Source organism: Candidatus Accumulibacter similis, from assembly GCA_013347225.1.
Lineage (GTDB): Bacteria > Pseudomonadota > Gammaproteobacteria > Burkholderiales > Rhodocyclaceae > Accumulibacter > Accumulibacter similis.
Map to the genome: position 1 here is coordinate 3,231,684 of CP054595.1, position 23,880 is coordinate 3,255,563.

Annotated in this window: 22 protein-coding genes and 1 pseudogene; 5 read left to right on the forward strand and 18 right to left on the reverse strand. The window is 66.2% G+C overall.

What is annotated here, in order from left to right; translation table 11 throughout:
- Positions 1–16 precede the first annotated feature (16 nt).
- The 5 genes and pseudogenes from HT579_14170 to HT579_14190 form a co-directional block, all read right to left on the reverse strand.
- Positions 17–1,531 (reverse strand): metallophosphoesterase, encoded by a 1,515-nt coding sequence (locus HT579_14170; protein QKS29960.1) that lies wholly within the window; start codon positions 1,529–1,531, stop codon positions 17–19.
- Positions 1,528–2,148: a serine/threonine protein phosphatase gene (locus HT579_14175; GenBank protein QKS29961.1), complete on the reverse strand. Its 621-nt coding sequence runs from the start codon at positions 2,146–2,148 to the stop codon at positions 1,528–1,530. Before HT579_14175 ends, HT579_14170 begins: the two co-directional genes overlap by 4 nt.
- A gap of 61 nt (positions 2,149–2,209) precedes the next feature.
- Positions 2,210–3,472 (reverse strand): inorganic phosphate transporter, encoded by a 1,263-nt coding sequence (locus tag HT579_14180; GenBank protein QKS29962.1) that lies wholly within the window; start codon positions 3,470–3,472, stop codon positions 2,210–2,212.
- A 115-nt stretch (positions 3,473–3,587) separates the two neighbouring features.
- Positions 3,588–4,268, reverse strand: a complete 681-nt coding sequence (locus HT579_14185; GenBank protein QKS29963.1) for a TIGR00153 family protein — start codon at positions 4,266–4,268, stop codon at positions 3,588–3,590.
- A gap of 416 nt (positions 4,269–4,684) precedes the next feature.
- Positions 4,685–5,908 (reverse strand): annotated as a pseudogene (locus HT579_14190) (citrate transporter).
- 171 nt (positions 5,909–6,079) lie between these two features.
- On the opposite strand from HT579_14190, the gene HT579_14195 reads away from it, so the two are divergent.
- Positions 6,080–6,505 carry a universal stress protein gene (locus HT579_14195; protein QKS29964.1) on the forward strand — a complete coding sequence of 142 codons (426 nt, stop codon included), beginning with the start codon at positions 6,080–6,082 and terminating at the stop codon, positions 6,503–6,505.
- A gap of 228 nt (positions 6,506–6,733) precedes the next feature.
- On the opposite strand, the gene HT579_14200 is transcribed toward HT579_14195, so the two are convergent.
- The 8 genes from HT579_14200 to ylqF form a co-directional block, all read right to left on the reverse strand.
- A complete protein-coding gene (locus HT579_14200) occupies positions 6,734–7,369 on the reverse strand; it encodes a DUF47 family protein (protein QKS29965.1) in 636 nt (211 codons plus the stop codon).
- A 110-nt stretch (positions 7,370–7,479) separates the two neighbouring features.
- Positions 7,480–8,493 carry an inorganic phosphate transporter gene (locus tag HT579_14205; protein QKS29966.1) on the reverse strand — a complete coding sequence of 338 codons (1,014 nt, stop codon included), beginning with the start codon at positions 8,491–8,493 and terminating at the stop codon, positions 7,480–7,482.
- A 13-nt stretch (positions 8,494–8,506) separates the two neighbouring features.
- Positions 8,507–9,145 (reverse strand): DUF47 family protein, encoded by a 639-nt coding sequence (locus tag HT579_14210; protein QKS29967.1) that lies wholly within the window; start codon positions 9,143–9,145, stop codon positions 8,507–8,509.
- Between the two features lie 142 nt (positions 9,146–9,287).
- Positions 9,288–10,214: a hypothetical protein gene (locus HT579_14215; GenBank protein ID QKS29968.1), complete on the reverse strand. Its 927-nt coding sequence runs from the start codon at positions 10,212–10,214 to the stop codon at positions 9,288–9,290.
- Entirely contained in the window at positions 10,211–10,879 is a 669-nt protein-coding gene (locus HT579_14220) for an AAA family ATPase (protein QKS29969.1), read from the reverse strand. The genes HT579_14215 and HT579_14220 overlap by 4 nt, the downstream gene beginning before the upstream one ends.
- A 266-nt stretch (positions 10,880–11,145) precedes the next feature.
- Positions 11,146–13,827: a hypothetical protein gene (locus HT579_14225; GenBank protein ID QKS29970.1), complete on the reverse strand. Its 2,682-nt coding sequence runs from the start codon at positions 13,825–13,827 to the stop codon at positions 11,146–11,148.
- A 107-nt stretch (positions 13,828–13,934) separates the two neighbouring features.
- Positions 13,935–14,828 (reverse strand): acyltransferase, encoded by an 894-nt coding sequence (locus HT579_14230; protein ID QKS29971.1) that lies wholly within the window; start codon positions 14,826–14,828, stop codon positions 13,935–13,937.
- Between the two features lie 14 nt (positions 14,829–14,842).
- Positions 14,843–15,733: a ribosome biogenesis GTPase YlqF gene (gene ylqF / locus HT579_14235; GenBank protein QKS29972.1), complete on the reverse strand. Its 891-nt coding sequence runs from the start codon at positions 15,731–15,733 to the stop codon at positions 14,843–14,845.
- A 191-nt stretch (positions 15,734–15,924) separates the two neighbouring features.
- On the opposite strand from ylqF, the gene HT579_14240 reads away from it, so the two are divergent.
- The 4 genes from HT579_14240 to nadB all read left to right on the forward strand — a co-directional run bounded on the left by HT579_14240 (position 15,925) and on the right by nadB (position 19,988).
- The gene (locus tag HT579_14240; protein QKS29973.1) at positions 15,925–16,794 is read left to right on the forward strand and encodes an SAM-dependent methyltransferase; all 870 of its coding nucleotides are present in this window, start codon (positions 15,925–15,927) and stop codon (positions 16,792–16,794) included.
- A gap of 57 nt (positions 16,795–16,851) precedes the next feature.
- Positions 16,852–17,169: a hypothetical protein gene (locus tag HT579_14245; GenBank protein ID QKS29974.1), complete on the forward strand. Its 318-nt coding sequence runs from the start codon at positions 16,852–16,854 to the stop codon at positions 17,167–17,169.
- A 145-nt stretch (positions 17,170–17,314) separates the two neighbouring features.
- Positions 17,315–18,214, forward strand: a complete 900-nt coding sequence (gene galU, locus HT579_14250; protein QKS29975.1) for a UTP--glucose-1-phosphate uridylyltransferase GalU — start codon at positions 17,315–17,317, stop codon at positions 18,212–18,214.
- A gap of 199 nt (positions 18,215–18,413) precedes the next feature.
- Complete coding sequence (gene nadB / locus HT579_14255) at positions 18,414–19,988, forward strand: L-aspartate oxidase (GenBank protein ID QKS29976.1); 1,575 nt, start codon at positions 18,414–18,416, stop codon at positions 19,986–19,988.
- A 9-nt stretch (positions 19,989–19,997) separates the two neighbouring features.
- On the opposite strand, the gene HT579_14260 is transcribed toward nadB, so the two are convergent.
- The 5 genes from HT579_14260 to fabD all read right to left on the reverse strand — a co-directional run bounded on the left by HT579_14260 (position 19,998) and on the right by fabD (position 23,873).
- The gene (locus tag HT579_14260; protein QKS29977.1) at positions 19,998–20,450 is read right to left on the reverse strand and encodes a hypothetical protein; all 453 of its coding nucleotides are present in this window, start codon (positions 20,448–20,450) and stop codon (positions 19,998–20,000) included.
- A 34-nt stretch (positions 20,451–20,484) separates the two neighbouring features.
- The gene (gene fabF, locus HT579_14265) at positions 20,485–21,723 is read right to left on the reverse strand and encodes a beta-ketoacyl-ACP synthase II (GenBank protein QKS29978.1); all 1,239 of its coding nucleotides are present in this window, start codon (positions 21,721–21,723) and stop codon (positions 20,485–20,487) included.
- Positions 21,724–21,835: 112 nt separating this feature from the next.
- Entirely contained in the window at positions 21,836–22,072 is a 237-nt protein-coding gene (acpP, locus tag HT579_14270; protein ID QKS29979.1) for an acyl carrier protein, read from the reverse strand.
- A gap of 113 nt (positions 22,073–22,185) precedes the next feature.
- Entirely contained in the window at positions 22,186–22,926 is a 741-nt protein-coding gene (fabG, locus tag HT579_14275) for a 3-oxoacyl-ACP reductase FabG (GenBank protein QKS29980.1), read from the reverse strand.
- A 5-nt stretch (positions 22,927–22,931) separates the two neighbouring features.
- Positions 22,932–23,873: an ACP S-malonyltransferase gene (gene fabD / locus HT579_14280; GenBank protein ID QKS29981.1), complete on the reverse strand. Its 942-nt coding sequence runs from the start codon at positions 23,871–23,873 to the stop codon at positions 22,932–22,934.
- Positions 23,874–23,880 lie beyond the last annotated feature (7 nt).

The following is a 23,880-nucleotide window of genomic DNA, read 5'->3' on the forward strand; positions in this document are numbered from 1 at the left end:
ATGTCCCGTCCTGCGCTCACGCGCGCCTGGCGTCCCGGCCTGCCCGCGACGATCTCCTGACCACCTGGCAAGCGTCGTCGTCCTCCAGCCCGTTGATGATCGCACTGACGGCATCGACCGGGTAGACCAGCGGCACCAGCACGCCGTCGACGCGGGTGAACACTGCGACATGGTCGGGATGGGCGCTGAACAGCACGTGATGGTTGGTGATGCCATCGACGTTGAGCCACAGGGTGCCCTCGCGGTCCATCGGCGTGTGACCGACGATGAACGGCGTGTGCTTGTCGAGATGCAAAGAGCGCCGCAGGCGCTTGACGTCGCCGCGGCTGTAGCCCTGCGGCCGGTTCGGCCGCCGCAGGCGGTTGTTGATCAGTTCGAGGATCAGTTCCGGATGGCGGTGAATGTTCACCAGCATCGGCAGGCTGACCGTCGTCTTCGGCGCGGCCGCGTGACAGGCGACGAAATCGTCGGAAGAAACGATGTACGGCAGCAGGCGGTAGAACTCCTCCATGGCGCGCAGATAGGCGGTACCGCGCTGGTCGCTGAGTTCCTTCGCCCACAACAGCCCCTGCGGAATGCCATCCTTGGCGATGTCCTCGGAAAACGAATCATGGTTGCCGCGAACGTAGAACACCTGGCGCGGAAAACGCAGCTTGAGGCGGAAGATCAGGTCCATCAGCAGCATCGAGCTCTGCATCTCGCGCAAGTGCCCGTCCACTTCACAGTGGACCGCGTCACCGAGGATGACCAGGGCGGCGCTGCCGTCCTCGATCGCGTCGAGGAAGGCGTTCTGGCTCAGCACGGTGAGCAGGTTGTCGACCTGGCCGTGCATGTCGGCAACGAGGATCGGCGTCACCGATCGGGGCAGCAGCAGCAGGCCGCCGGGCATTCCGAGATCGCTCCGCGGACGGTACGCGTCGTTCCGCATCAGCCCGTTCACCTCCTGGATCAGTTCCAGCGCAGCGGTCGGCGGCAGGAGTCCGATCGGCCCACCGAGAACCTGGCGCAGGCGCCGGAAGCGACTGCCGCGCGCCGCGCTGATATCGGCGACGACCGCCGGCCCGATCGCCGCCCCGGCATCGCTCAGGTTGCGGAAGACGAGGGCGTCGCGGCTGTGGATGACGACCAGGTGCTCGTCATCGACCGCCGCGGGATAGTCGAAGACCGCCTGTTGCAGGGCATCCGCCGAACCCAGCGACACCCACGATTTCGGCGTCAGACGGAGGAAGCCGCCGATCCGGCCGGGATGCGCGCTCGGATCGCTGATGATGAAGTTGCCGTTGCGAACCGCCTTGCCACGCTCGTTGAGGCGCATCTCCGGGTAGAGATGCAGGCGTTTGTCGTTCATTCCGAGGCTGATCTCGATCGGCCCGCTGTCGAGCGGCACGCGCACCTTGCTGCTGCCGAGGCGGTAGGTGTCGCCGAGCCTGAGGTTGTGACCCCAGCCGAAACCCAGCCAGGCGGCGATCGCCTTCAACCGCAACCAGAGACCGTGCAGAGTCAGTGGTCGACGCGAGGCAATGGTGTTCATGGCCTGGATGTCGGCTCGACGAAGCGCAGCGGCGGGTTCTCGATGCCCTCGCGGACGTAGACCTGGAACCCCTGGGCGTGCATGAAGACCGCCAGCTGGTGAAAGATCTCGCGTTGTGACGCGCAGATCGCCAGGCTGAGCTGGGCGTCGACCGGATGCGTGCTGTGTCGCGCGCGAATCTGGCGGCGCTCGAAGACGAGCTTGGCCGGCGGCAGGAGGAACTCGAACACGTAGCGCCGATACCAGTCGACCGTGAAGACGAAGCGCTTGCGCGGCGGCAGCATGATGCGGTCGAAGTCGACCTGCGGCAACGGGTCACGATCGAGAAACTGCGCGTCGAAAACCGAGACCGCCTCGTCCAGGCCGACGAATGGCAGCCCGATGTGGATCTCGCGCGGGCGCACGGCGAGGATCTCCGAGCGCCACCAGTGCTTGCGGCCGAGGTCCAGATAGCCTTCCTCGGACCAGCCGCCGAGCCGCATGATCAGGGTGCTCTTGCCGGCTCCCGGCGGTCCGGTGACGAGGATCTGGCGAAAGCGGATATCGCCGGGGAAGCTGATCCCCTTGAAGATCTGCAGCGACGCGATCGCTTCGGTGCTGCCGCGCGGCATGATCATGGTTTCTGCCGCGACCCCGTCGGCAGTGGCGACGGACGATCCATGCGGCCGGTCAATCGTCTCAGCCAAAGATGGCCCTCAGAATGTGGAAGCTGATCGCGGCGAGGATGGCACCGACGGGAACGGTGATGAACCACGAGAGGAGGATGCCGCCAATCACCCGCAGGTCGAGTGCGCCGATGCCGCGAGCGACGCCGACACCCATCACGGCGCCCACCGCGATGTGCGTCGTCGATACCGGCAATCCCATGCCGGACGCCGCAACCGTCACGAACGAAGCGGCGATCGTCGCCGAGTAGCCGCGTGTCGGAGTCAGCTCGGTGATGCGGTGACCCATCGTCGCCATGACCCTGTAGCCATAGGTCGCAAGACCGGCGACGATCCCGATGCCGCCGATGAACAGCATGAACGGGGTCACCGCCGACTGCGACGACACCGACCTGGTCTCGATGATCTGCACCACCGCGGCCAGCGGACCGATGCCGTTGGCGACATCGTTCGAGCCATGGGCGAAGGCCATTGCCGCACCGGTGAACACCATCAGCGGAATGAACAGCCTTTCGACGCTCGCGTAGTGGAAGTTGCGATCGTCCACCTCATCCAGCTTGATCCGGTTCATCATCAGTCGGGCAGCGATCGCCAGCAGCACGCCGATTGCGACCGACAGAGCCTGGCCTTCGGAGTCGCTGAGAAGGATGTTGACATGCCTGAGCCCGGTGGTGATCGTCACCAGGGAGACGATCCAGCCGACCAGGAAGGCGTACATCGGCCCCCACTTGCGCGCCTGCGCGATCGGGTTCTCGGTGTTGAAGATCAACTTGCGGATGCTCAGCGTCAAGGCCCAGGCAACGATACCACCCAACAGCGGCGAAACGAACCAGCTGGCGACGATCTCGCTCATCTTGTCCCAGTTGACCGCTTCGAAGCCCAGCGCAGCCACACCGACGCCGCACACCGCGCCAATGATCGAATGCGTCACCGATACCGGCCAGCCCCGCATGGTCGCGATCATCAGCCAGACGCCGGCAGCGAGCAGCGCGCCGATCATGCCCAGCACCAGCAGATGTGGCGCCGGCTCGAAGAGCCTGCCATCGATGATGCCCTTCGAGATCGTCGCCGTCACCGCGCCACCAGCCAGGTAGGCGCCGGCGAATTCCATGATGGCGGCCAGGACCAACGCCTGCCGGACGGTGATCGATCCGGAACCGACCGACGTTCCCATGGCATTGGCGACGTCGTTGGCACCAATGCCCCAACACATGTAGAGGCCAAAGGCAAACGCCAGAACATAGAAGATCGTCGAATGCTGCTCGATGATTTCCATCGTCCGAAACCCTCAACGAGAGATCCTCGGGAGAAGACCACGAAGCGAAACCTGCGGCTGCCGAACGGGCCCGGGATGGCCTGGCCTTCGTCCTCCCGGCGCAGACCTGCGCGACTCAGCGGGCAATCATCACCCGCAAGCGATCGCCGACCTTCTCGGCGCAATCGGCGAGGTTGCCCAGCCACTGGATCAGCTGATACCAGAACATCACCGACACCGGCTTGATGCTGGCCTCCTGCGCGAACAGCGCCCGCGACAGCGAGATCCCCATCAGGTCGGTGTCGGTCTCCATGTGGCCGAGCTCGACAATCATCGCCTCGACCCGCTCGACCTCGCGGCCGCGGAAACCCGTCTCGAGGAGTTCGTCCAGCTGCTCGATGATCATGTGCGCCTGCTCACAGGCGGCAACGCAGCGTGCGACGAAACGGGTCAGCGGTTCGGCCATTCCCTCCGGAACCTCCATCCGCCGCTCGACGAGCAGGCCGGCGATGTCCTGCGCGACGTCGGCAATCGAGTCCTGTATCGCCAGCAGTTCGAGCAGGTCGCGCCGGTCCACCGCCAGCAGAAGGCTCCTGGGCAGATGGACGCGCAGCTCGTTCTTGATCGCATCCGCCTCGTTCTCCTTGGTGAAGATGCGGACCTTCTGTGCATTGACCTCCCTCTGGTCACCGCCGATCAGCGCTTCGAACAGCGGCGGCACCTCACGCACACAGCCGATCACGCTGCGCATGTGCTGCTGCAGCGGTTTGAATGGCGACTTGCCGAACAGCGCGGCCATCGGGTTGGTGGACAACATGTGCTTTCCTCTCTCCTTGCCAACGCACCAACAAATGGGCCGAAAAGCAGGCGACGGGCGAGCCCTGACCAGATCGGCGGCGGCTACGGTCACAATCATCAGAGTGACCTGTTCGCAGACCCGCCGGACGAGTCCCGATTGTAATCCGAACGCGCGACGAAATGGGGCCGCCAGCGGCTCGCAATGCCCACCGCCTGGCGCAGGAACAGCTGCCCGCTCAACAAGTTGGACAGCTGCCGCAGCGCCGGCGAGGAGTCAGGAGAGAAGGCCCCGGCCGGCGCGAATCCAGCGCCGTCGCTTCTCCTCCGGCGCGATGATGAAGCGCTCGCCCGCCGTTTCCGCCATCGCCGACTTCATCGCGCCGGCTCGGCAGCAGCGGCTGGCGCATTGCCGAGCGACGCCGCCAGTTCGGTCCCCGGGCTCCATCCGGTGAGCCAGAGCATCGCGCAGAAGCCGCCGGCGTAGCCCAGCGGGACATGCCAGCCATGCAGCAGCCAGCGGCCGGCAGAGCGGGCTTCGGGAAAGAGGTTGGCCAGCGCCACGCCGGCAGACGAACCGAACCAGAGCATCGAGCCGCCAAAACCGACGGCGAAGGCGAGAAACGCCCAGTCATAGCCGCCCTGCTTCAGCGCCAGCGCGGTCAGCGGGATGTTGTCGAAGACGGCCGAGACGAAGCCGAGTGCCAGAGTGGTCAGCCAGGAGGCAGCCGGCAACTTCTCGACCGGCATCATCGACGCACAGACGACCAGCGCCAGCAGGAAGAGCGAGCCCCTGAACGCCTCGGGAACCAGGCTCCACTCCGGTTTCCGCAGCGGCACCGCCAGCAGCAGCGCCACCCACACGGCAACACCGAGAAAGGGAAAATGGGCGGCCGCGTCGCTGAAGAAGACATTGACGGTGACGTTGGTCGCGATCGCCGCGAGCAACATGCAAGCGATGATCGCCACCCGAGCCCAATCGATGTGCCGCGCCGAGTGCAGATCACCGACGATCGGCTGGTGCCGGTGCTGCTGCAACGAGGCCGGAAGACCGAAGATGAGCAAGGCGATCGCCGCGGCAAGGTAGGCCGGCGCGATCTCGAGCGGGCTGACCCCGGCGATCCACATCATCGTCGTCGTCGTGTCGCCGATGACGCTGCCGGCACCGCCGGCATTCGCTGCCGCGACGATCGCCGCCAGATAGCCGATGTGAATGCGGCGCCTGAAGACGCTCGCCGCAACCGTCCCGCCGATCAGCGTCGCGGCGATGTTGTCGAGAAAGCCCGACAGCAGCCAGATGATCAGCAGCAGGACGAAAGGACCCAGCCAGTTCGCCGGCAGCAGCCGCGGCAGCACCTCCGGCACGCCGCTGTCCTCGAAGTGCCGCGCCAGGAGCGCGAAACCGATCAGCAGGCACAGCAGATTGGCCAGCAGAACCCATTCATGCGCCATGTGCGCGGTCAGCCCGGACAACCCGTCGCCGGTCTTGAAACCGGTGACCAGCATCTTGTAGACACTGATCAGCGCGAGCCCGCCGAGGGCCACCTTGAGGACGTGACGATGAAAGATCGCCACCCCGAGCAGCGTCGCGGCGAAGAGAATGAAATCGAGCGGCACGCCCCAGACGAGGGGTCCTTCGCCGGCGTGCGCCGCGGGTGCCAGCAGCGCATGGACGACGAAGCCAGCCAGCAGGCGCCGACCGACGGGACGGGCAATCGCTCTGAACATGACGAAACCTCTTCGCGCCGGGAAAAACTCCATAGTAGACTTGCCCGCTTGCTTCCGACTGGTCAACACGACTTTCGGCAACCGCGTCCGCAGGAGGAATTCGCCATGCGCAAGGCCCTTGTCCCCGTCGACGGCTCCGCCGCCGCTCACCGCGCCGTCCGGCACGTCGTCACCCTCGCCAGCATTCACCCGTCGCTCGAAGCCGTCCTGCTCAACGTCCAGCCGGAAGTCGACACCTGGAGCGTGCGTAGCGTTCTGAAGAAGGAAGAAGTCGAGGCGATCGAGGAAAGCCATGGTGGCGACATCCTGCAGGCGGATCGCGAAATCCTCAACGCTGCCGGCATTGCCGTCACACCCGTCGTCGAAATCGGTCCGCCGGCTGAAACCATCGCCCGCGTGGCCCGCGAAAGCGGCTGCGACGCGATCATCATGGGAACCCGCGGTCTCGGCGCGGTGTCGAGCGTCGTACTCGGATCGGTCAGCAGCCGGGTTCTCCACCTCAGCGACCTGCCCGTGACGCTGATCAAGTGATCGCTGGCGGCGCTGCCCGCCGGCAGCTCGGTGTGTCGGCGGCGAGCGCTTGCGCGCTGGCGGTTCGCAACGAATGACAGGAAAGGAAAACGCCCCGCTGCCGGGGCGTCTTGTCTTGCCGATCCGCGAAGCCCGCACCGCATGGCGCGGCGGCAGACACGCCGGCGACCGGAAATGTCGAACGGCCGCGGCAGCCACCACCTGACGACCGCGGCCCGCCGCCGTGCTTCAGGCGGTTTGCAGCAGGATCCCCTCGAGCGACTGTGCCGCCTTCTTGCTCGCCCGCAGCACCTTCTCCTGCAGTGCATACAGTTCCTGCATGCGCAGCGCGCGCATCGCGGCGACGTCGTCGCCCTCCGCGTCGTACAGCGCCTTGATCGCCTGGTACATGACGGCGACCGACTTCTCCTCGATGCGTTCGATCTCGCGGCAGAGGTTCATCGTTTCCTGGCTGCGCGCGTTGTCGTTCAGCGAAGCCAGCGCGCGTGCCAGCCGCGAGCAGGCATCGACGGTCATCGCCGCCAGTTCGTGCGACGCCTTGCTGGCTTCGGCGATGTTGTAGTCGCTGACCGCCATCGCCACATCCTGCACCGTGTTCATGATGCGGTCGATGTCGATCGTCAACTGGTAGACCTGGTCACGGTTGAGCGGCGTGACGAAGGCCTTGTGCAGCAGCGTGATCATGTCGGCCTTGATCTTGTCCGAACTCGACTCGTTCATGTTGATTTCCTCGACCAGCGCAGCAACTTCCTGCGTGCTGATCCCCAGGCTGCTGACCAGCCGCAGCAGCGCGTTGGCACCTGCCTCGACCCGCTCGCTGTGCGCAGCAAGGAGGTCGAAAAACTCTTTCCGCTTCGGTAACATGCATAACTCCCTTGAATGACTGTGCTGACGACCTTCGGTTCATTCCGGCCGGGCGGATATCCGGCCGCCCCGTTGCCGGGGCGGCGCAACCCGGACGATCTGCTGCCGGCTTACAGGAACTTGGTGCCGATCCACCAGAAGAGACCGGCGATCAGTCCGGAAGCCGGAATCGTCAGTACCCAGGCGACGAACAGGTTGGCGGTGATCGCCCAGCGAACGGCCTTGACGTCGTTGGCGGCACCGACACCGATGATCGCGCCGGTGATCGTGTGCGTCGTCGATACCGGAATGCCACCGAGCGTCGCCAGCCCGAGCGTGATCGCGCCACCCATCGAGGCACACGAACCGCTGATCGAGTTGAGCTTGGTGATCTTGGTACCCATCGTCTTGACGATCCGCCAGCCACCGAGGTAGGTTCCCCAGGCGATCGCGAAGTAGCACGAATAGACGACCCACATCGGCAGCGTCGACTGATCCTTGGTCGCCACGCCGGCGGTGATCATCAGCAGCCAGATGATGCCGATCGTCTTCTGCGCGTCGTTGCCGCCGTGACCGAGGCTGTAGGCGCCGGCAGCGAAGAGCTGCGCACTCTTGAAGAACTTGCCGGCCTGGTGCGGCGACTTGTTCTTGAAGATCCACGCCACCAGCACCATCAGCAACCCCCCGATCAGCATCCCGACCAGCGGCGAGATGATGATGAAGGCGAGGATCTTGCCGAAACCCTCCCAGACGATCGGCGCCCCGGACTGCGACTTGGTCACCGTCGCACCGACGAGGCCGCCAACCAGCGCATGCGACGACGACGACGGGATGCCGTAGTACCAGGTGATGATGTTCCACGCCAGCGCCCCGATCAGCGCACCGAAGATGACGTAGTAATCGACGAACTGTGGATTGACGGTGCCCTTGCCGATCGTCGCCGCGACCTTGAGCTGGAATACCCAGAGCGCGGCGAAGTTGAAGAAGGCGGCGAACAGAACCGCCTGCTTGGGGGTCAGCGCGCCGGTGGCGACGATCGTCGAGATCGAGTTCGCACCGTCGTGAAACCCGTTCATGAAGTCGAACGCCAGGGCTACTGCAATCAGCAGCCCGAGCGTCCAGATGCTCATAGTCAGGCCTTCCATTATCGGCACCCTCTCACGAATTCTCGATCAGGATCTCTTCGATCATCTTCGCCGCTTCCTGGCAGCAGTCGAGGACCGATTCCTGCAGCGAGTAGAACTCGCGCAGCTTCATCGTCTGCCAGACGTTGGCCCCCTCCTGGAACAGCGCGGAGATCGCCTTGTGCTGCACCTTGTCGGCCTTCGACTCGATCTCCTCGACTTCCTTGCACAGATTGAGCGTTTCGGCACCGCGGGTCTTGTCGGCCAGGGCGGCAACCGCCCGGTTCAGGCGCATGCAGGCATCGGCGCTGAGCGAGGCCAGTTCGCGCGCCTCGACCGTCGATTGCTTGATGTTGTACATGCCGACGGCGTTGGCGACGCTCTGCAGCACGTTCAGCGTCATGTCGAGATCGTCGATCAGCGAGTGGATCTGATCGCGGTTGATCGGCGTCGTGAACGACTGATGCAGCCGCTCGATCACCTTCGCCTTGATCTGGTCACCGGTCTGCTCGTGATCATTGACTTCCTTGACGAGGGCCGCGAGGTCGGTCTTCCCGTCGCCCAGACTGTTGATCAGGCGCAGGGTTGCGTTGGCCCCGGCGACCACCTGCTCGGAGTGTGCAGCGAGCATCTCGAAGAATTCCTTGCGTTGCGGCATCAAACTACTAAACATACGACCTCCCTTGGTTGACAGCTCTCATGAGCCCCATTTGACAAAAAAAGAACGACACCGGCCCTGCGCCGGCCCCAGCACGTAAATGTAATCATCCAGCTCCCGGCAACCCGCATCCCGACATTCGCATCGCCGCCCGGCATCAGCCCTTCTTCTTGTTCTTCGATGCATCGGCCAGGCCAGCCAGCAGTTCCTTCATCTGTTCGACCTTCTGCTCGGCGAAGAGGCGCACCCCGGCACGCAGGATGTCGGACTTGCTCGCCGCCCAGCCTGCCGCCTGCGCCAGCTCGGCGCGCAGCGCTTCGATCGCGGCTTCTTCGCTCTTCAGCAGTTCGACCGAATAGCGCACCAGCTTGTCGCGCTTCTCCCGGGCAACCTTCTCGACCTCCTGCACCGCCTCGCCGACCTGCGCCGCCTTCTTCGCCACTTGCTCGCGCGCCGCGCGGTCAATCTCGGCGACTGCCGCCTCGAGCTTCGCGGCCTTGCCGGCGACCTGCTCCCTGGCAGCGCTGACGACCGCCTCGACGCCGCTCCTTGCCTTGCCCGGCCGGTCAGCGGCCGCCGGCTTCTCATCCTTTGCCTTGCGCCCTGCCGCCGCGGCACTCGCAGCCGCGGCAGCGACCGGCGACGCGGCCTGCGCTGCCGCCGCCTCGGGCATCACCGCGCCCTTCGCCGCCGGCGACCGCTTCGCAGCCTTGACCGGTTTCGCCGCCGCAACCGGCTTGGCCGCCGGCGCCTTGCGGGCGGCGGTCGACTTGGCCTCCGTCGTCTTGGCGACCGCCGCCTTGCTGCTTGCTTTCGCCGTCTTCGCCGCCGTCTCCTTCGCCGCCTTCCCCTTGGCCGGCGCTTTCGCCGCCGGCTTGGCAGCAACCTTGACTGCCTTCTGGACTGCGGTCCCGCTCGCGGCAGGCGCGGCCGGTGCAGCGGTCGGCGTCGCCGCCGGTGGCGCTGGCGGTACCAGCGGCACCTCGGTCGCCACCAGCCGCTCGGCAAGCGAGGCGTCCTCCTTCTTCAGGCTGGCGCGCAGGGCGGTCTTGTTGTCAGTGCTGCCGTTCGAGGATGTGGTCATCGATGCTCTCCCAGTTGTTGAAGGACCGCAGAAACCAGCTTGCGAACCTCTTTCTGCGCAGCATCGGCACCCGATCCGAGCTGGAAGACCGAGGCGCCGATGACCGCGCTCTGCGCGTACGCGTTGCGCTGGCAGAGCATCGCGTCGAGAATCGGCAAGGTGAATTCGTGCAGCAGTTCGAGCACGTCGCTGGCAAGCGCCGTGTTCTGCACGCGATTCGGCAGAATGCAGCCGTGCAGGCGATGGCTTTGCTCCATCCGATTCAGGATCAGGCGCTCCACTGCCAGCGTGGACCACAGGTCGGTCGGACTCGGCACCGCCGGGACTATCGCCAGGTGCGCGACGGCGAGCGCCGCCAGAGTCGAGGGATGGTAGATCGACGGGGGCGTGTCGAGCACGACGTAGTCGGCCTCCTGCTGCAACTCGGCAACATGCTTGATCAGTTCCAGGCCCGACATCTTGCGCACGTCAAGCTGCATATCCGCATCGAGCAGCGATACCGACTCCGCCCAGCGGAAGGCGCTTTCCTGCGGATCGAGATCGGCCAGCAGAACCGACGAACCGATGGCGTGGAAGCCACCGGCGAGTTGTATGGCAACCGTCGTCTTGCCCGCTCCGCCCTTTTGCGAGACGACGGCGATCACCCGCCCTGGTGCCGATGGCATGCCGCCGCCTTTCCTGTAAACGTGTCGATGAACCTGTGCATAACCGTTGATTATGCCAGTTCGCCGGAAAGCGGCAAGGCGCAGAGGGTTCGGAAAGGGCCATGAAATGGGCCATTTTTTTTTGAATGGTCCATTTTCTGACGAAGGTCAACGAAACCCGAGGTCACATGCCGCCTGGGCAGCCGCGAAAGGGTCCCGGAGGCCGCGGATCGCATCCCCCGGACGCCGACCGACGGCCGGTCAGGCTGACGCCGCGGCGGCTCGCGTCAGGCGTCGAGAAGGATGTTGAGGGTCCGTGCGCGGACGACCGCCTCGCGCCGGCTCGATGCGCGCAGCTTGCGGTAGATGTTCTGGGTATGGCGCTTGACCGTCGCCCGCGAGATGCACAGTTCTTCGGAAATCTCGACGTTGCTCAGGCGGACGGCGAGGAGCTTGAGAATCTTCAACTCGCGGCGCGTCAGGTCGGCCCGCGGTTCCTGACGGCCGCTGCACGCCAGCCAGTCGTCGTCGAATGCCGCCAGGATCTGCCCCAGATAGCGCGAATCGCTGCGGTCGAGCTTGAGCCGCCTGAGGGGGGGCAGGAGTTGTTGTCCGAGATCGACGAAAAGGCGGACGAAACCGCCCGGCTGCGCCAGCGCGACGGCACGTCCGAGGAGGTCGGCAGCCGCGGCCTCGTCACCCAGTCCGTACTGCAGCAGCGACTGCAGCGCCAGCACCTCGATGAGAAAGCGAATATTGTGCCGTGCCGCCAGTTCGCGCTCGAGCAACTGCAGCAGGCGGGCCGCCTGCTCACGGCCCTCGCTGCTACCCTCGGCAATCCACACCTTCGCCAGCGTGAGGTGCGGTGCGCTCGAGAAGTGGTAGGCAAAGTGCAGCGGCCCCGGATCGAAGCTGGCTGCCCAGGCGCTCGCCAGCGCCAACTGTCCCTGGCGCAGAGCGAGTTCGGCGCGACAGGCGTACGCCCGCTGCAACGCGTGCAGGTCATCCTGCTGCCGCAGGTGTTCGCAGGCCGCATCGATGATCGCGTTCGCCCGGCTGGCCTGGCCAAGCGCCTGGCAGACGGAAGCGAGGAGAAACGAGTGCTCCGTTCGCTGCCCCACCGCCGTCGCTGGCGCCGACAGCAGCGTCTGCTCGGCCAGCGCAAGCTCGTTGCGCTGATACTGCACGAGGCCAAGGAAGTAGCCTCGCAACCCGCCGTCATCGCTGTCCCATGGCGCCCCAGCGACACGCTGGTCCTGTCTCGCCACCAGGTTCAGCGCCGACAGGTCAGCGGCCATCCAGTCGATGAAACAGCGCGCTGCCAGCAGCGGTGCCTGGCAGCGTGCGATCGGACCCGGCGCCTGCGCCAGCGCCTCGTCGATGCTCTGCCGCGCGCCGGCGAGGTCGCCGGCCAGCTGCCGCGCTCCGGCAATGACACTCTCGGCGACGACGCGTTCGTCAATGCATTCGGCGGGAAGGCTGGCGAGCGCCTGCGCGGCACAACGGGCCGCCGCCTCACCGCTGCCTTCGAGGTAGCCCTGCATGCTGCGCAGCGCCAGCAGGCGGCCGCGCACCAGCGCCGCCACCTGCGCCTGGGCGCCGGCACGTTCGAGCAGGACCTCGATGCGATCGAGTACCGCTGCCGTCTCCAACAGACGACCCTGCTGATGCAGCAGCCATGCCTTCAGCGACAGCAGTTCCGGGTCGGCCTCGACGGCGTCCGCTGGCAACAGGCGCAGGCAGCGAGCCAGGCGGAGGTGTTGCCGGTGCTGCAGCAGCCTGTCGCGCTGAGCGGCGAGCAGGTGCCCGGCAGCCGCGGCGCCCGCTCCGGCCAGTTCATGACCGACCGCTTCTTCCAGGCGGTCATGTTCGGCGAACCAGGCCGCGGCCCGCAGGTGGAGTTGCTGCATCGCTGGCACGTCCATCTGCGCCGCCAGCCGGCATTGCAGGAACTCGCGCAGCAGCGGGTGATAGCGATACCACTCGCCAGCGCCGTCGACCGGGCAGGCGACGACGCTGCCGCTGCGAACGAAGTCCATGAAACGGGTTCCGGAGAGGTCCTGGTCGCCAGCGGCGTCGGCGGCGAGGGCATCGCAGAGCGAGGCACAGAAACAATCGACGAGCGCCGTGCGCAGCAGCAGTGCGCGCACCGCCTCCGGCTGCGGCGAGAGGACCGCGTCCTGAAAGTATTGCCCGACCATCGGCGCGCCGCCGGCAAAGCCCGCCGCCGGATCGGCAGCGGCACCCCGCTGTCGCAGTGCCAGCGTCGCCAGGCGAACACCGGCCGGCCAGCCACCACTGCGCTCGTGCAGCCGCTGCACGGCAGCGGCGCTGACCTCGCTGCCGGCGCCGCGCTCGATGATCTCCGCCGCCTGCTGCCGGCTGAATTGCAGATCATGCGGGCCGATCTCGTTCAGCGCCCCACGTACCCGCAATGCCCCGAGCGACAATGGCGGGTCGCGGCGACCGATGAGCACCAGGTGCAGATGGTGTGGAGGCCGCAGCAGCAGGCGGTCGAGCAGCGCGTACGTCGCGCGGTTCTCAATGCAATGGAGATCGTCAAGCACGAGGATCAGGGGCTCGGCGAGATCGTCGAGTTCGTTGCCCAGGACGGCAGCGATGACGGCAAGTGGCGGCAACGGCTGCGCGGCGAAACAGGCAAACGTCTCGCTGCAGGCGCCGGGCAATGCGCTGCGTACGGCGGCGACGAGGCAACGGATGAAGGCTTGCGGCTCGCTGTCGCCGGCGTCGAGCGACAGCCAGGCGGCACGGCCGACGCGGCCTTCGAGCCAGTGCGCAACGAGCGATGTCTTGCCGTAGCCAAGCGGTGCGGCAACCACCGTCAACGGCATCATGCTTGCGTCTTCAAGGCGGCGCTGCAGTTCGTCACGCGCCACGAAGTCGGCGACGACGCGGGGACGCTGCAGCTTGCTGCGAAGAAACGGCGAAAAAGCGCTATCGACCTGCATCGGCACCGTCAGCGACCACCCTTGGCGTTTCGCAAAAGGGCGGATGATACTGCAGCGGCAGTCATTGTGCGCAGGCGATGCGGCAGCGACGGGCTCGCCGGCGCGGCTCAGGCATCGAGCAGGCACGCAATCTGCGCGTCCTTCTCCCGCCAGACCTGTTGCAGCCATTGCTGAAAGGCTTCGCGCACGGCGGCGTCACCGGCATAATCCCCCTCAGCCAGCTCCTGCGGCACCGGCAGAGTCTGGACGCGAACGCGCACGCGCCGCATGCGTCCGCAGAGGAATTGCCAGAAGTCCGGCGCGCCATCGGGATAGACGATGGTGACATCGAGAATGGCATGGAACTTGTCGCCCATCACGTTCAGAGCCAGCGCGATTCCACCGGCTTTTGGTTTCAGCAGGTGCCGATAGGGCGAGTTCTGCTGCCGGTGTTTGGCAGCGGTGAAGCGGGTGCCTTCACAAAAGTTCATGACGCTGGTCGGAATCAGTGAAAACTTCTCGCAGGCGATGCGCGTCACTTCCTGGTCCCTGGCGCGCAGTTCCGGGTGCGCCCTGAGGACCTCCTCGCCGTGCCGGCGCATGAAGGGGAAATCGAGCGCCCACCACGCCAGCCCCATGATCGGCACCCAGATCAGTTGCTGCTTGAGAAAGAACTTGAGCAAGGGGATGCGGCCGCTCAGCAGGTGCTGCAGGACGAGGATGTCAGCCCAGGTCTGGTGGTTGCAGTTGACCAGATACCAGCCGCGCCGCTGCAAGCCATCGATTCCCCGCACGTCCCAGTCGGTCTTCTGCGTCAGCGCCATCCAGCCGCTGTTGCAGGCGATCCATCCTTCGGCGACGCGGACGAGCAACGGATCGAGGCGCAGTCGGGCCGCACGCCAGGGAAGCAGCAGCTTGAACAACGCCAGCAGGAGCAGGATCGGTACCCAGAACAGGCTGTTGAGCGTCAGCAGCAGGAAGGCGAGAAGACCGACCAGCGGCGGCGGGAGGAAGTTGACCATGCTTCGCAGAGGGCTCAGTCGGCGACGGCTGGCGCCTCGCTGGTCTGCAGCATGGCGCTGCGCGTCGCCGGGGTTTCGAGACTGATGCGGCCAAGCAGGCCGTCGCGGTAGTCCTGCAGCAGGACGCGCGCGGCTTTCTCGCGATCGACCAGGCCGCCACGCAGGAGAAGGCCGCGCCGCCTGGCGATTCCCTCGATGACGGCGACGGCGTCGAGTGCCGGCAACGCGCCCGCCGCCAGTGCGTAACGCCGGGCCAGCGCCTGCGGGTAGCGCGCCAGCAGCACAGCGGCGAGGAAGCCTGCGACTTCCTCGTCGAGCATCGCGTTGCGACCGACCGCGTTGCTCGCTGCCAGCATCAGGCCGTCGCTGGCGTGCTCGATCTTCGGCCAGAGCAGTCCGGGGGTGTCGGTCAGCCAGTTTGCGATGTCGAGCTGCGAAGTCTGCTGCGCACGCGTCACGGCCGGTTCGTCACCCACCTTCGCCAGCTTGCGCCGGAGGAGGACATTCATCAGCGTCGACTTGCCGACGTTGGGAATGCCCATGATCATCATCCGCAACGGCTTGGTGTTGTCGGCACGGTGCGGCGCGAGCGCCCGGCAGAGCGCCGGCAGACGCGCCACCTCGCCGGGCTTGCGGCACGACAGCGCGACTGCCCGCATGCCGTCCTGGCGCCGGTACCACGTGAGCCAGGCCTGCGTCACATCGGGATCGGCGAGGTCGGCCTTGTTCAGCACCTTCAGGCAGGGCCGCTGCCGCTGCAGGCGCAGTTCGCGCACCATCGGGTTGGTGCTCGCCTCGGGCAGACGGGCGTCGACCACCTCGATGACGACATCGGTCGATGCCATCGTCTCGGCAGCCTTCTTGCGCGCGGCAGTCATGTGCCCGGGGTACCACTGGATGGCCATCGTTGAACCGCCACTCGCCGGAAAGGCCGCATTATCCCACCTGTTGGCCGCTGGTGGCTGCCGCTGACCGCTGGCGCGCCCGGTGGCCAGCCAGGCGCGGCCTCTGGCGCCATCGTGGCGGCTCCGCGCCCATGCCGGACGCACTGCCAGCGAGGATGATTTCGGCTGCGCGACGGGCGAAATCGCCTAGAATGCGGCTTTCGTCGCCAACCGCCGCAGGAAAGAGCTTGTCGCAAGTCCCCGAAATCCGGCCCGGACAGTCGATCGAACTGCTCAAGGAGCTGCACATCCTGACCCGCGACGGCAAGCTCAACCAGGACAGCCGGCGCAAGCTCAAGCAGGTGTACCACCTCTACCGTTTCATCGAGCCGCTGCTGGCCGAGGTCGCCAACCGCGGTGGCGAGCTGACCGTGGCCGATCACGGCGCCGGCAAGTCGTACCTCGGCTTCATCCTCTACGACCTCTTCTTTCGCCACCGTGACCGCGGTCACGTTTACGGCATCGAGCAGCGACACGAACTCGCCGAGCGCGCTCGCCAGCTCGCCAGCAGGCTCGGCTTCGGGCGCATGTCGTTCCTCGGCATGCGTGCCGAAGAGGCGATCGAATCGCCGGCACTACCCGCGCGCATCGACGTCGTCACCGCCCTGCATGCCTGCGATACCGCCACCGACGACGCCATCCGCTTCGCGTTGCGCAAGCAGGCCGAGCACATCGTCCTCGTTCCCTGTTGCCAGGCCGAGGTGGCAGCCGCTCTACGGCGAGGCAAGGGCGAGGCGCTGGCGGCGACGGCGCTGGCCGAGATCTGGCGGCACCCGCTGCACAGCCGCGAGTTCGGCAGCCTGCTGACCAACGCCCTGCGCTGCCTGCAGCTCGAAGCGCAAGGCTATCAGCTGACGGTTACCGAACTGGTGGGCTGGGAACACTCGCTGAAGAACGAACTGATCATCGCCAGACGCACGGGCGTTGTCCGTGGCAACGCCGCCGCCCGCCTCGAAGCCATCCTGCACGAACTCAGGCTCGAGCCCTTGCGCGCCCGATTCACGGCTGGCGCGCCAGCATGACCACCCCCCCGGCACGCGCTGGCGGCGCGCCGGTTCACCGATATCCAGGAACCCGGAATGGAAAGATGGATCACGCGCGGCGCCGCCGCACTTTGCGCCGCAGGCAGCCTCGCGCTGTTCTGGACCTTCGGCATGTTCGTTGCCGTACCATGGCGCGAGGGCCGCATGCTGGCGCTCAACAGCATCGAGTTGCAGGTTCTCGGCATTCCACTGCTCGGCGGGCTGGCCGTCTCCTGGGGCGCGCTGCACATCCTCGCCATCGCCGACCGAGCGCGCAACCCACGAATCTACTTCACGCTCGCTCTGGCATTGCTGGTCGCCCTGCTTCTCGCGGTGTCCGGCGGCATCTCCTGGACCACCGCGCGCATCGCCTGAGCCGGCCGTCGGCGGCGGACGCGCAACAGCCGAGACAACGGCGAGGACGGTACGGTCGACGGCAGGGCTGCAGCGGAAAAAACTCACGGTTGCGGTCCGGGCAGGCGACTAGAATGGCGTTTGTTTGACATGGAGAGTGAAGCGAATGAAGGTCCAGACAAAGGTGCAGAAAGCGGTCTTTCCCGTTGCCGGTCTCGGTACGCGGTTCCTGCCGGCAACCAAGGCCAGTCCGAAGGAGATGCTGGCCGTGGTCGACAAGCCACTGATCCAGTATGCGGTCGAGGAGGCCTATGCCGCCGGGATCCGCGAGATGATCTTCGTCACCGGCCGCAACAAGCGGGCGATCGAGGACCATTTCGACACCGCCTACGAACTCGAGGCGGAACTCGCCAGTTCGGGCAAGGACGAACTGATGGCGCTGGTCCATTCGATCAAGCCGGACGACATGGATTGCGTCTATGTCCGCCAGCCACGCGCTCTGGGACTCGGACACGCCGTGCTGTGCGCCGAGCGTCTGGTCCGTGGCGAGCCTTTTGCCGTGCTGCTGGCCGACGACCTGATGATCGGTGAGCCGCCGATCATGCAGCAGATGACCGAGCTGTTCGCCCACAGCCAGTGCAGCATCCTCGCCGTTCAGGAGGTGCCGAAGAGCCAGACCAACCGCTACGGCATCGTCAAGGGCCTGCCCGTGGCCGCTGACCTGGTCAACGTGGAGGGTCTGATCGAGAAGCCGCACCCAAGTGTCGCGCCGTCAAACCTCGCGGTTGCCGGTCGCTACGTGCTGACGCCAGCCGTTTTCGAGCACATCCGCGCGCAGCCGCGGGGGGCGGGCGGCGAGATTCAGCTCACCGACGGCATCGCCGCGCTGCTGGCCAGCGAAAGGGTGCTGGCCTATCGTTATCACGGCCGACGCTACGACTGTGGCAGCAAGCTGGGGCTGATGCAGGCCAGCGTCGTCCTCGGCGAAACGCATCCCGAACTCGGGCGCGAGTTCTCGGCCTGGTTGAAGGACCGCCAGAAACTCGCGCAGACGCTGGCCGGCTAGGAGTCGGCGGCGGCCGCGGCCGCGAAGTGGCACGAAAGGCGCCGTCGCCCGTGCCCAGGCGACGCGCGCCGACAGCAGGCCTGGATTGCCCGTCCACTCGGGCGCTGACGGGCGTCGCCCACCGCCCTGCCCGCGGGGGGCCTTGCGCAGCGGCGTCCCGTGCTATAGTTGCGGCCCTTCTGGCAGGAGACGACCCCTCTTGGTGCAGCGCTTCGATGTTCTCATAATCGGCAGTGGACTCGCCGGGCAGGCTGCGGCGCTGCGGCTGGCGGCGACACGACGGGTGGCGCTGGTCAGCAAGCGGACGCTCGAGGACAGCGCGTCGAGCTGGGCACAGGGGGGCATAGCCGCCGTCCTTGACAACCGCGACTCGATCGAAGCGCACATTCGCGATACGATCACCGCCGGTGCCGGCCTCAATGACCGCCGCGCCACGCGCTTCGTGATCGAGAACGGACGACGCGCGGTGGACTGGCTGATCGACCAGGGCGTTCCCTTCACCCGTGACGAGGACGGATACCATCTGGCGCGCGAGGGCGGACACAGTGCCCGCCGGGTCATCCACGTCGCCGACGCGACCGGCCTCGCCGTGCAGACCACCCTGACCGGCAAGGTCCGGCAGCAGCCCAACATCAGCATTTTCGAGAACCACATCGCGATCGACCTGATCACCGGTGTCAAGCTCGGACTGGCTGATCAGCGCTGCTACGGCGCCTATGTCCTGGACAGCTGCACGGGCGAGGTGCTGACGATCGGCGCCAGCAACACGCTGATCGCTGCCGGCGGTGCCGGCAAGGTCTACCTTTACACGACGAACCCCGACACCTCGACGGGTGACGGCATCGCGATGGCATGGCGCGCCGGCTGCCGGGTCGCCAACATGGAGTTCATCCAGTTCCATCCGACCTGCCTCTACCATTCGCAGGCCAAGTCCTTCCTGATATCCGAAGCGGTCCGCGGTGAAGGGGGCAGGTTGCTGCTGCCCGATGGCAGCCGTTTCATGCCCTGGCACGATGCGCGCGGCGAACTCGCACCGCGCGACGTGGTGGCACGGGCGATCGACTTCGAGATGAAGAAGCGCGGGCTCGACTGCGTCTATCTCGATATCTCGCACAAGCCGGCGGCGTTTCTCGCCGAGCACTTCCCGAACATACTCGCCCGCTGCCTCGACCTCGGCATCGACATCACCCGGGCGCCGATTCCGGTCGTGCCGGCGGCACACTATACCTGCGGCGGGGTCGTCAGCGACCTGCACGCGCGCACCAACATCGCCGGCCTCTACGTCGCTGGTGAAGCCTCGTGCACCGGGCTGCACGGCGCCAATCGCCTGGCCAGCAATTCGCTCCTCGAATGCCTCGTCTTCGCCGAGGCGGCGGCAACGGACATTCTGCGGCAGACTGCCGGCGACCTGCCGTCGCTGCCCGAATGGGACGCCAGCCGCGTCAGCGATCCTGACGAGGAGATCGTCATTGCCCACAACTGGGACGAACTGCGGCGTTTCATGTGGGACTACGTCGGCATCGTCCGCACGACCAAGCGCCTGCAGCGGGCGCAGAACCGCATCCGCCTGCTGAATCGCGAGATCGATGACTTCTACTCGCATTTCCGGGTCAGCCACGACCTCATCGAACTGCGCAACCTGGTCGTGACCGCCGATCTCATCGTCCGCTGCGCCTTGCGCCGGCACGAAAGCCGTGGCCTGCATTTCAGTCGCAACTACCCGCAGACGCTGCCGCGAGCGACGAACACCGTGATCAGGCGGCGCGCGCCCTGAGCCGCCGGTTTACGGCCCCTTGGTCGCGCGCCGGCTGCCGCCCGCGGGCAAGACGTCGACATCGGCCAGCCAGCGCAGCCACAGTCGCAGGAGTCGGAACTGGTCCGCGGACAGGCTGTCGGGCAACAGCGTGAGACTGCGTCTTCGCGCCTGATCATCGCGCAGGCGCAGGACGATGAGGCGGGCGAACACGGTCGTTTCCGGCTGCACCTGGCAGGCGACGCTTTCTCCGCCCACGTACCGCAGCGCCAGCTCGCCACGCGCCCCGAGACGAATGCCGACGAACGGGCTCGGGCGCAGACAGCTCCAGGCCGAAGTCGCCAGCAACGGCAGCAACAGGCTGCGCGCGAGCAACGGCCATGGCAGCAGCCAGACGCTGCCGGCCGCCAGCAGATGCAGCAGGATAGTCAGCCCAACCAGCAAGCGCGAGCGCTGCAGCGCCAGATCGAGCGGGAACTGCACCTCGTGCCCGGGCGGCGCCGGCTCGCGCAGCGCGTCAGATGCGCCTGAAGGCGACGGTGGCGTTGGTACCGCCGAAGCCGAAGGAATTGGAGATGCCGACGTCGATGTCCAGTTGCCGTGCCTCGTTGGCACAGTAGTCGAGATCGCAGGACTCGTCCTGATTGAAGATGTTGATCGTCGGGGGAGAGATCTGGTGGTGGATCGCCAGCACCGTGAACAACGCCTCGATGCCGCCGGCCGCGCCGAGCAGATGGCCGGTCATCGACTTCGTCGAATTGACCACCAGCCGGGACGCGTGCTCGCCGAAAGCACGCTTGACCGCTGTCGTCTCGGCCTTGTCACCGAGCGGTGTCGATGTGCCGTGGGCATTGACGTACTGCACCTGATCGACATTGAGGCCGGCATTGCGCAGCGCGTTGAGCATGCAGCGTGCCGCACCTTCGCCGTCCTCGCACGGGGCGGTCATGTGATAGGCGTCGGCGCTCATGCCGAAGCCGACGAGTTCGCAGTAGATGCGCGCACCACGCGCCCTGGCGTGCTCGTACTCCTCGAGCACGACGACGCCGGCACCCTCCGCCAGGACGAAACCGTCGCGATCCCGGTCCCACGGACGGCTGGCCGTCTGCGGATCGTCGTTGCGCGTCGACAATGCCCGCGGCGCGCAGAAGCCGCCGAGGCCGATGTTTGACACGCAGCCTTCGGCGCCGCCGGCAATCATGATGTCGGCGTCACCATACTCGATCAGGCGGCCGGCGTCGCCGATGCTGTGCGTGCCGGTGGCACAGGCACTGACCAGCGACAGGTTCGGACCCTTGTAGCCGTAGAAGATCGACAGGTTGCCGGAGATCATGTTGATGATCGAACCCGGAACGAAAAAGGGCGAGATCTTGCGCACACCGCCGCCGACGAAATCCTCACAGGTCTTCTCGATCACCGGCAGCCCGCCGATCCCCGAGCCGATCGACACCCCCACCCGTTCCGGCGCCACCTGCGCACCCTCGAGCCCGGCATCGCGTACGGCCTGGATGCCGGCCGCCATGCCGTAATGGATGAAGACGTCCATCCGCCGCGCATCCTTCAACGGCAGGTACTGGCCGATGTCGAAGCCACGGACCTCGCCGGCTATCTGCACCGGAAAGGCGGACGCATCGAAGCGGGCAATCCGGTCGATTCCCGAACGGCCTGCCACCACATTCTGCCAAGCTTCGGCAACGGTATTCCCGACTGGCGAGATGATCCCGAGGCCAGTAACGACGACTCTGCGACGTGCCACCTTGAACTCCGACAATCAGAACATGCGGCGACGGGACGATCCCGGTTGCCGATCACTCCCCGACAGACGTGGCCGAATCATCGGCCCGTCTGTACGGGGGCTGGACAGACGCTTATTTCTTGTGAGCGGTCACGTAGTCGATGGCCTGCTGCACGGTCGTGATCTTCTCGGCCTCGTCGTCCGGGATCTCGCACTCGAACTCTTCCTCCAGCGCCATCACCAGTTCCACCGTGTCAAGCGAATCGGCACCCAGGTCGTCAACGAACGAGGACTCGTTCTTGATGTCCGCTTCGTTGACTCCGAGTTGCTCGGCGACGATTTTCTTGACACGCTGCTCGATATTTTCCATCTAATGGGTTCCTTCACAAGGTTCAAACAGGAAAAAGCGCGCCATTCTAACAAAATGATCGCAACTTACCAACGATTGCCGCCGGCCGGCGCCGGTGCCGGCCAACTCCGCCATCAGGCCATGAACATGCCACCATTGACGTGGATCGTCGTGCCGGTGATGTAGGCCGCCCCGGCCGAAGCAAGGAAGGCAACGGCCGCAGCGACGTCTGCCGGAGCGCCCAGGCGCCCGAGCGGAATCCCTGCCAACATGGCCTCCCTTTGTTTCTCGTCGAGCACCCGCGTCATGTCGGTATCGATGAAGCCCGGGGCGACACAGTTGACCGTGATGTTGCGGCTGCCCAGTTCGCGCGCCAGCGCCCGGCTCATGCCGCTCACCCCGGCCTTGGCGGCGCAGTAGTTGGCCTGCCCCGCGTTGCCGGCGTGACCGACGACCGAGGTGACATTGATGATGCGGCCGTAGCGCGCCTTCATCATGCCACGGATGACCGCCCGCGAGAGGCGGAATACGGCCTTGAGGTCGGTGTCGACGACGCAGTCCCAGTCGTCGTCCTTCAAGCGCATCGCCAGATTGTCACGCGTGACGCCGGCGTTGTTCACCAGCACCGATGGCGCGCCATGATTCTTCTCGATGTGGCTGACGAGGGCATCGATCTGCGCCGCATCGCGCACCTCGAGCACCCTCCCCTCTCCCTTGCCGCCCGCCTCGCCGAGAAAGGCGGAGATCGTCGCCGCGCCCTCGGCACTGGTTGCCGTACCGACGACAGTCGCACCGAGGCTCGCCAGATGCAGTGCTATGGCACGGCCGATGCCGCGCGATGCACCGGTGACGAGGGCAATCTGTCCATCGAGCATGCTGTCTACTCCAGGTTGGCGAGAGCACCGTCCAGCGACGCCAGATCGGCCAGTGCAACGCTCGCGAGGCCGTCGGCGCAGCGCCTGGTCAAGCCGGCGAGCACCTTGCCCGGCCCGCATTCGGCGACGGTCGTGATGCCCATCGCCGCCATCCTGCGGATCGTTTCGACCCAGCGCACGGGCGAATGGGCCTGCCGCACCAGTGCCTCCCTGATTCGAGCCGGCTCCGTTTCGACGGCGACGTCGACGTTGTTGATCACCGGCAGCCGCGGCGCCTGCAGGCTGAGTTCAGCGAGGCGGGTCGCCAGCCGGGTCGCCGCCGGTCGCATCAGCGAGGAATGGAACGGCGCCGACACCGGCAGCAGCACGGCGCGCTTCGCGCCCAGCGCCTTGGCTGCCTCGCAGGCACGTTCGACGGCCAGCTTGCTGCCGGCGACGACCGTCTGCCCAGGCCCGTTGAAATTCACCGGCTCGACGACCTCGCCAGCACCAGCCGCCGCCTGACCCTGCCGGCAGGCTTCGACCATCTTCTCGTCGTCGAGGCCGAGGATCGCCGCCATGGCCCCGGTCCCGGCCGGAACGGCCTCCTGCATCGCCGTCGCCCGCAGGCGGACGAGCGGCACGGCATCGGCAAAGGAAATGACGCCGGCAGCCACCAGAGCCGAATACTCACCCAGGCTGTGCCCCGCCACGACCGCCGGCGGCCGGCCACCCCGGTCAAGCCAGAGACGATAGACGGCCATGCCGGCGGTCAGCATCAGCGGCTGCGTGTTGACCGTCTGCGCCAGAGCCTCCGCGGGTCCGCTGGCCAGCAAGGCCCAGAGATCCTCGCCGAGTGCGCTCGAAGCCTCGTCGAAAGTGGCACGGACGACCGGCGAATCGCCATAGGCGGCCATCATTCCCACCGACTGCGATCCCTGTCCGGGAAATACCAACGCAAACGCCATGCCGCCT

Excerpts from the sequence above, each read along its gene's own strand:
- HT579_14220 (QKS29969.1), bottom strand. The coding sequence starts at position 10,879 with ATGCCATCGGCACCAGGGCGGGTGATCGCCGTCGTCTCGCAAAAGGGC.
- HT579_14225 (QKS29970.1), bottom strand. The coding sequence starts at position 13,827 with ATGCAGGTCGATAGCGCTTTTTCGCCGTTTCTTCGCAGCAAGCTGCAG.
- HT579_14195 (QKS29964.1), top strand. The coding sequence starts at position 6,080 with ATGCGCAAGGCCCTTGTCCCCGTCGACGGCTCCGCCGCCGCTCACCGC.
- HT579_14170 (QKS29960.1), bottom strand. The coding sequence starts at position 1,531 with ATGAACACCATTGCCTCGCGTCGACCACTGACTCTGCACGGTCTCTGG.
- galU (QKS29975.1), top strand. The coding sequence starts at position 17,315 with ATGAAGGTCCAGACAAAGGTGCAGAAAGCGGTCTTTCCCGTTGCCGGT.
- fabD (QKS29981.1), bottom strand. The coding sequence starts at position 23,873 with ATGGCGTTTGCGTTGGTATTTCCCGGACAGGGATCGCAGTCGGTGGGA.
- HT579_14245 (QKS29974.1), top strand. The coding sequence starts at position 16,852 with ATGGAAAGATGGATCACGCGCGGCGCCGCCGCACTTTGCGCCGCAGGC.
- HT579_14180 (QKS29962.1), bottom strand. The coding sequence starts at position 3,472 with ATGGAAATCATCGAGCAGCATTCGACGATCTTCTATGTTCTGGCGTTT.
- HT579_14200 (QKS29965.1), bottom strand. The coding sequence starts at position 7,369 with ATGTTACCGAAGCGGAAAGAGTTTTTCGACCTCCTTGCTGCGCACAGC.
- HT579_14215 (QKS29968.1), bottom strand. The coding sequence starts at position 10,214 with ATGACCACATCCTCGAACGGCAGCACTGACAACAAGACCGCCCTGCGC.
- ylqF (QKS29972.1), bottom strand. The coding sequence starts at position 15,733 with ATGGCCATCCAGTGGTACCCCGGGCACATGACTGCCGCGCGCAAGAAG.
- fabG (QKS29980.1), bottom strand. The coding sequence starts at position 22,926 with ATGCTCGATGGACAGATTGCCCTCGTCACCGGTGCATCGCGCGGCATC.
- HT579_14175 (QKS29961.1), bottom strand. The coding sequence starts at position 2,148 with ATGATCATGCCGCGCGGCAGCACCGAAGCGATCGCGTCGCTGCAGATC.
- HT579_14230 (QKS29971.1), bottom strand. The coding sequence starts at position 14,828 with ATGGTCAACTTCCTCCCGCCGCCGCTGGTCGGTCTTCTCGCCTTCCTG.
- HT579_14210 (QKS29967.1), bottom strand. The coding sequence starts at position 9,145 with ATGTTTAGTAGTTTGATGCCGCAACGCAAGGAATTCTTCGAGATGCTC.
- HT579_14205 (QKS29966.1), bottom strand. The coding sequence starts at position 8,493 with ATGGAAGGCCTGACTATGAGCATCTGGACGCTCGGGCTGCTGATTGCA.
- HT579_14240 (QKS29973.1), top strand. The coding sequence starts at position 15,925 with ATGCGGCTTTCGTCGCCAACCGCCGCAGGAAAGAGCTTGTCGCAAGTC.
- acpP (QKS29979.1), bottom strand. The coding sequence starts at position 22,072 with ATGGAAAATATCGAGCAGCGTGTCAAGAAAATCGTCGCCGAGCAACTC.
- HT579_14185 (QKS29963.1), bottom strand. The coding sequence starts at position 4,268 with ATGTTGTCCACCAACCCGATGGCCGCGCTGTTCGGCAAGTCGCCATTC.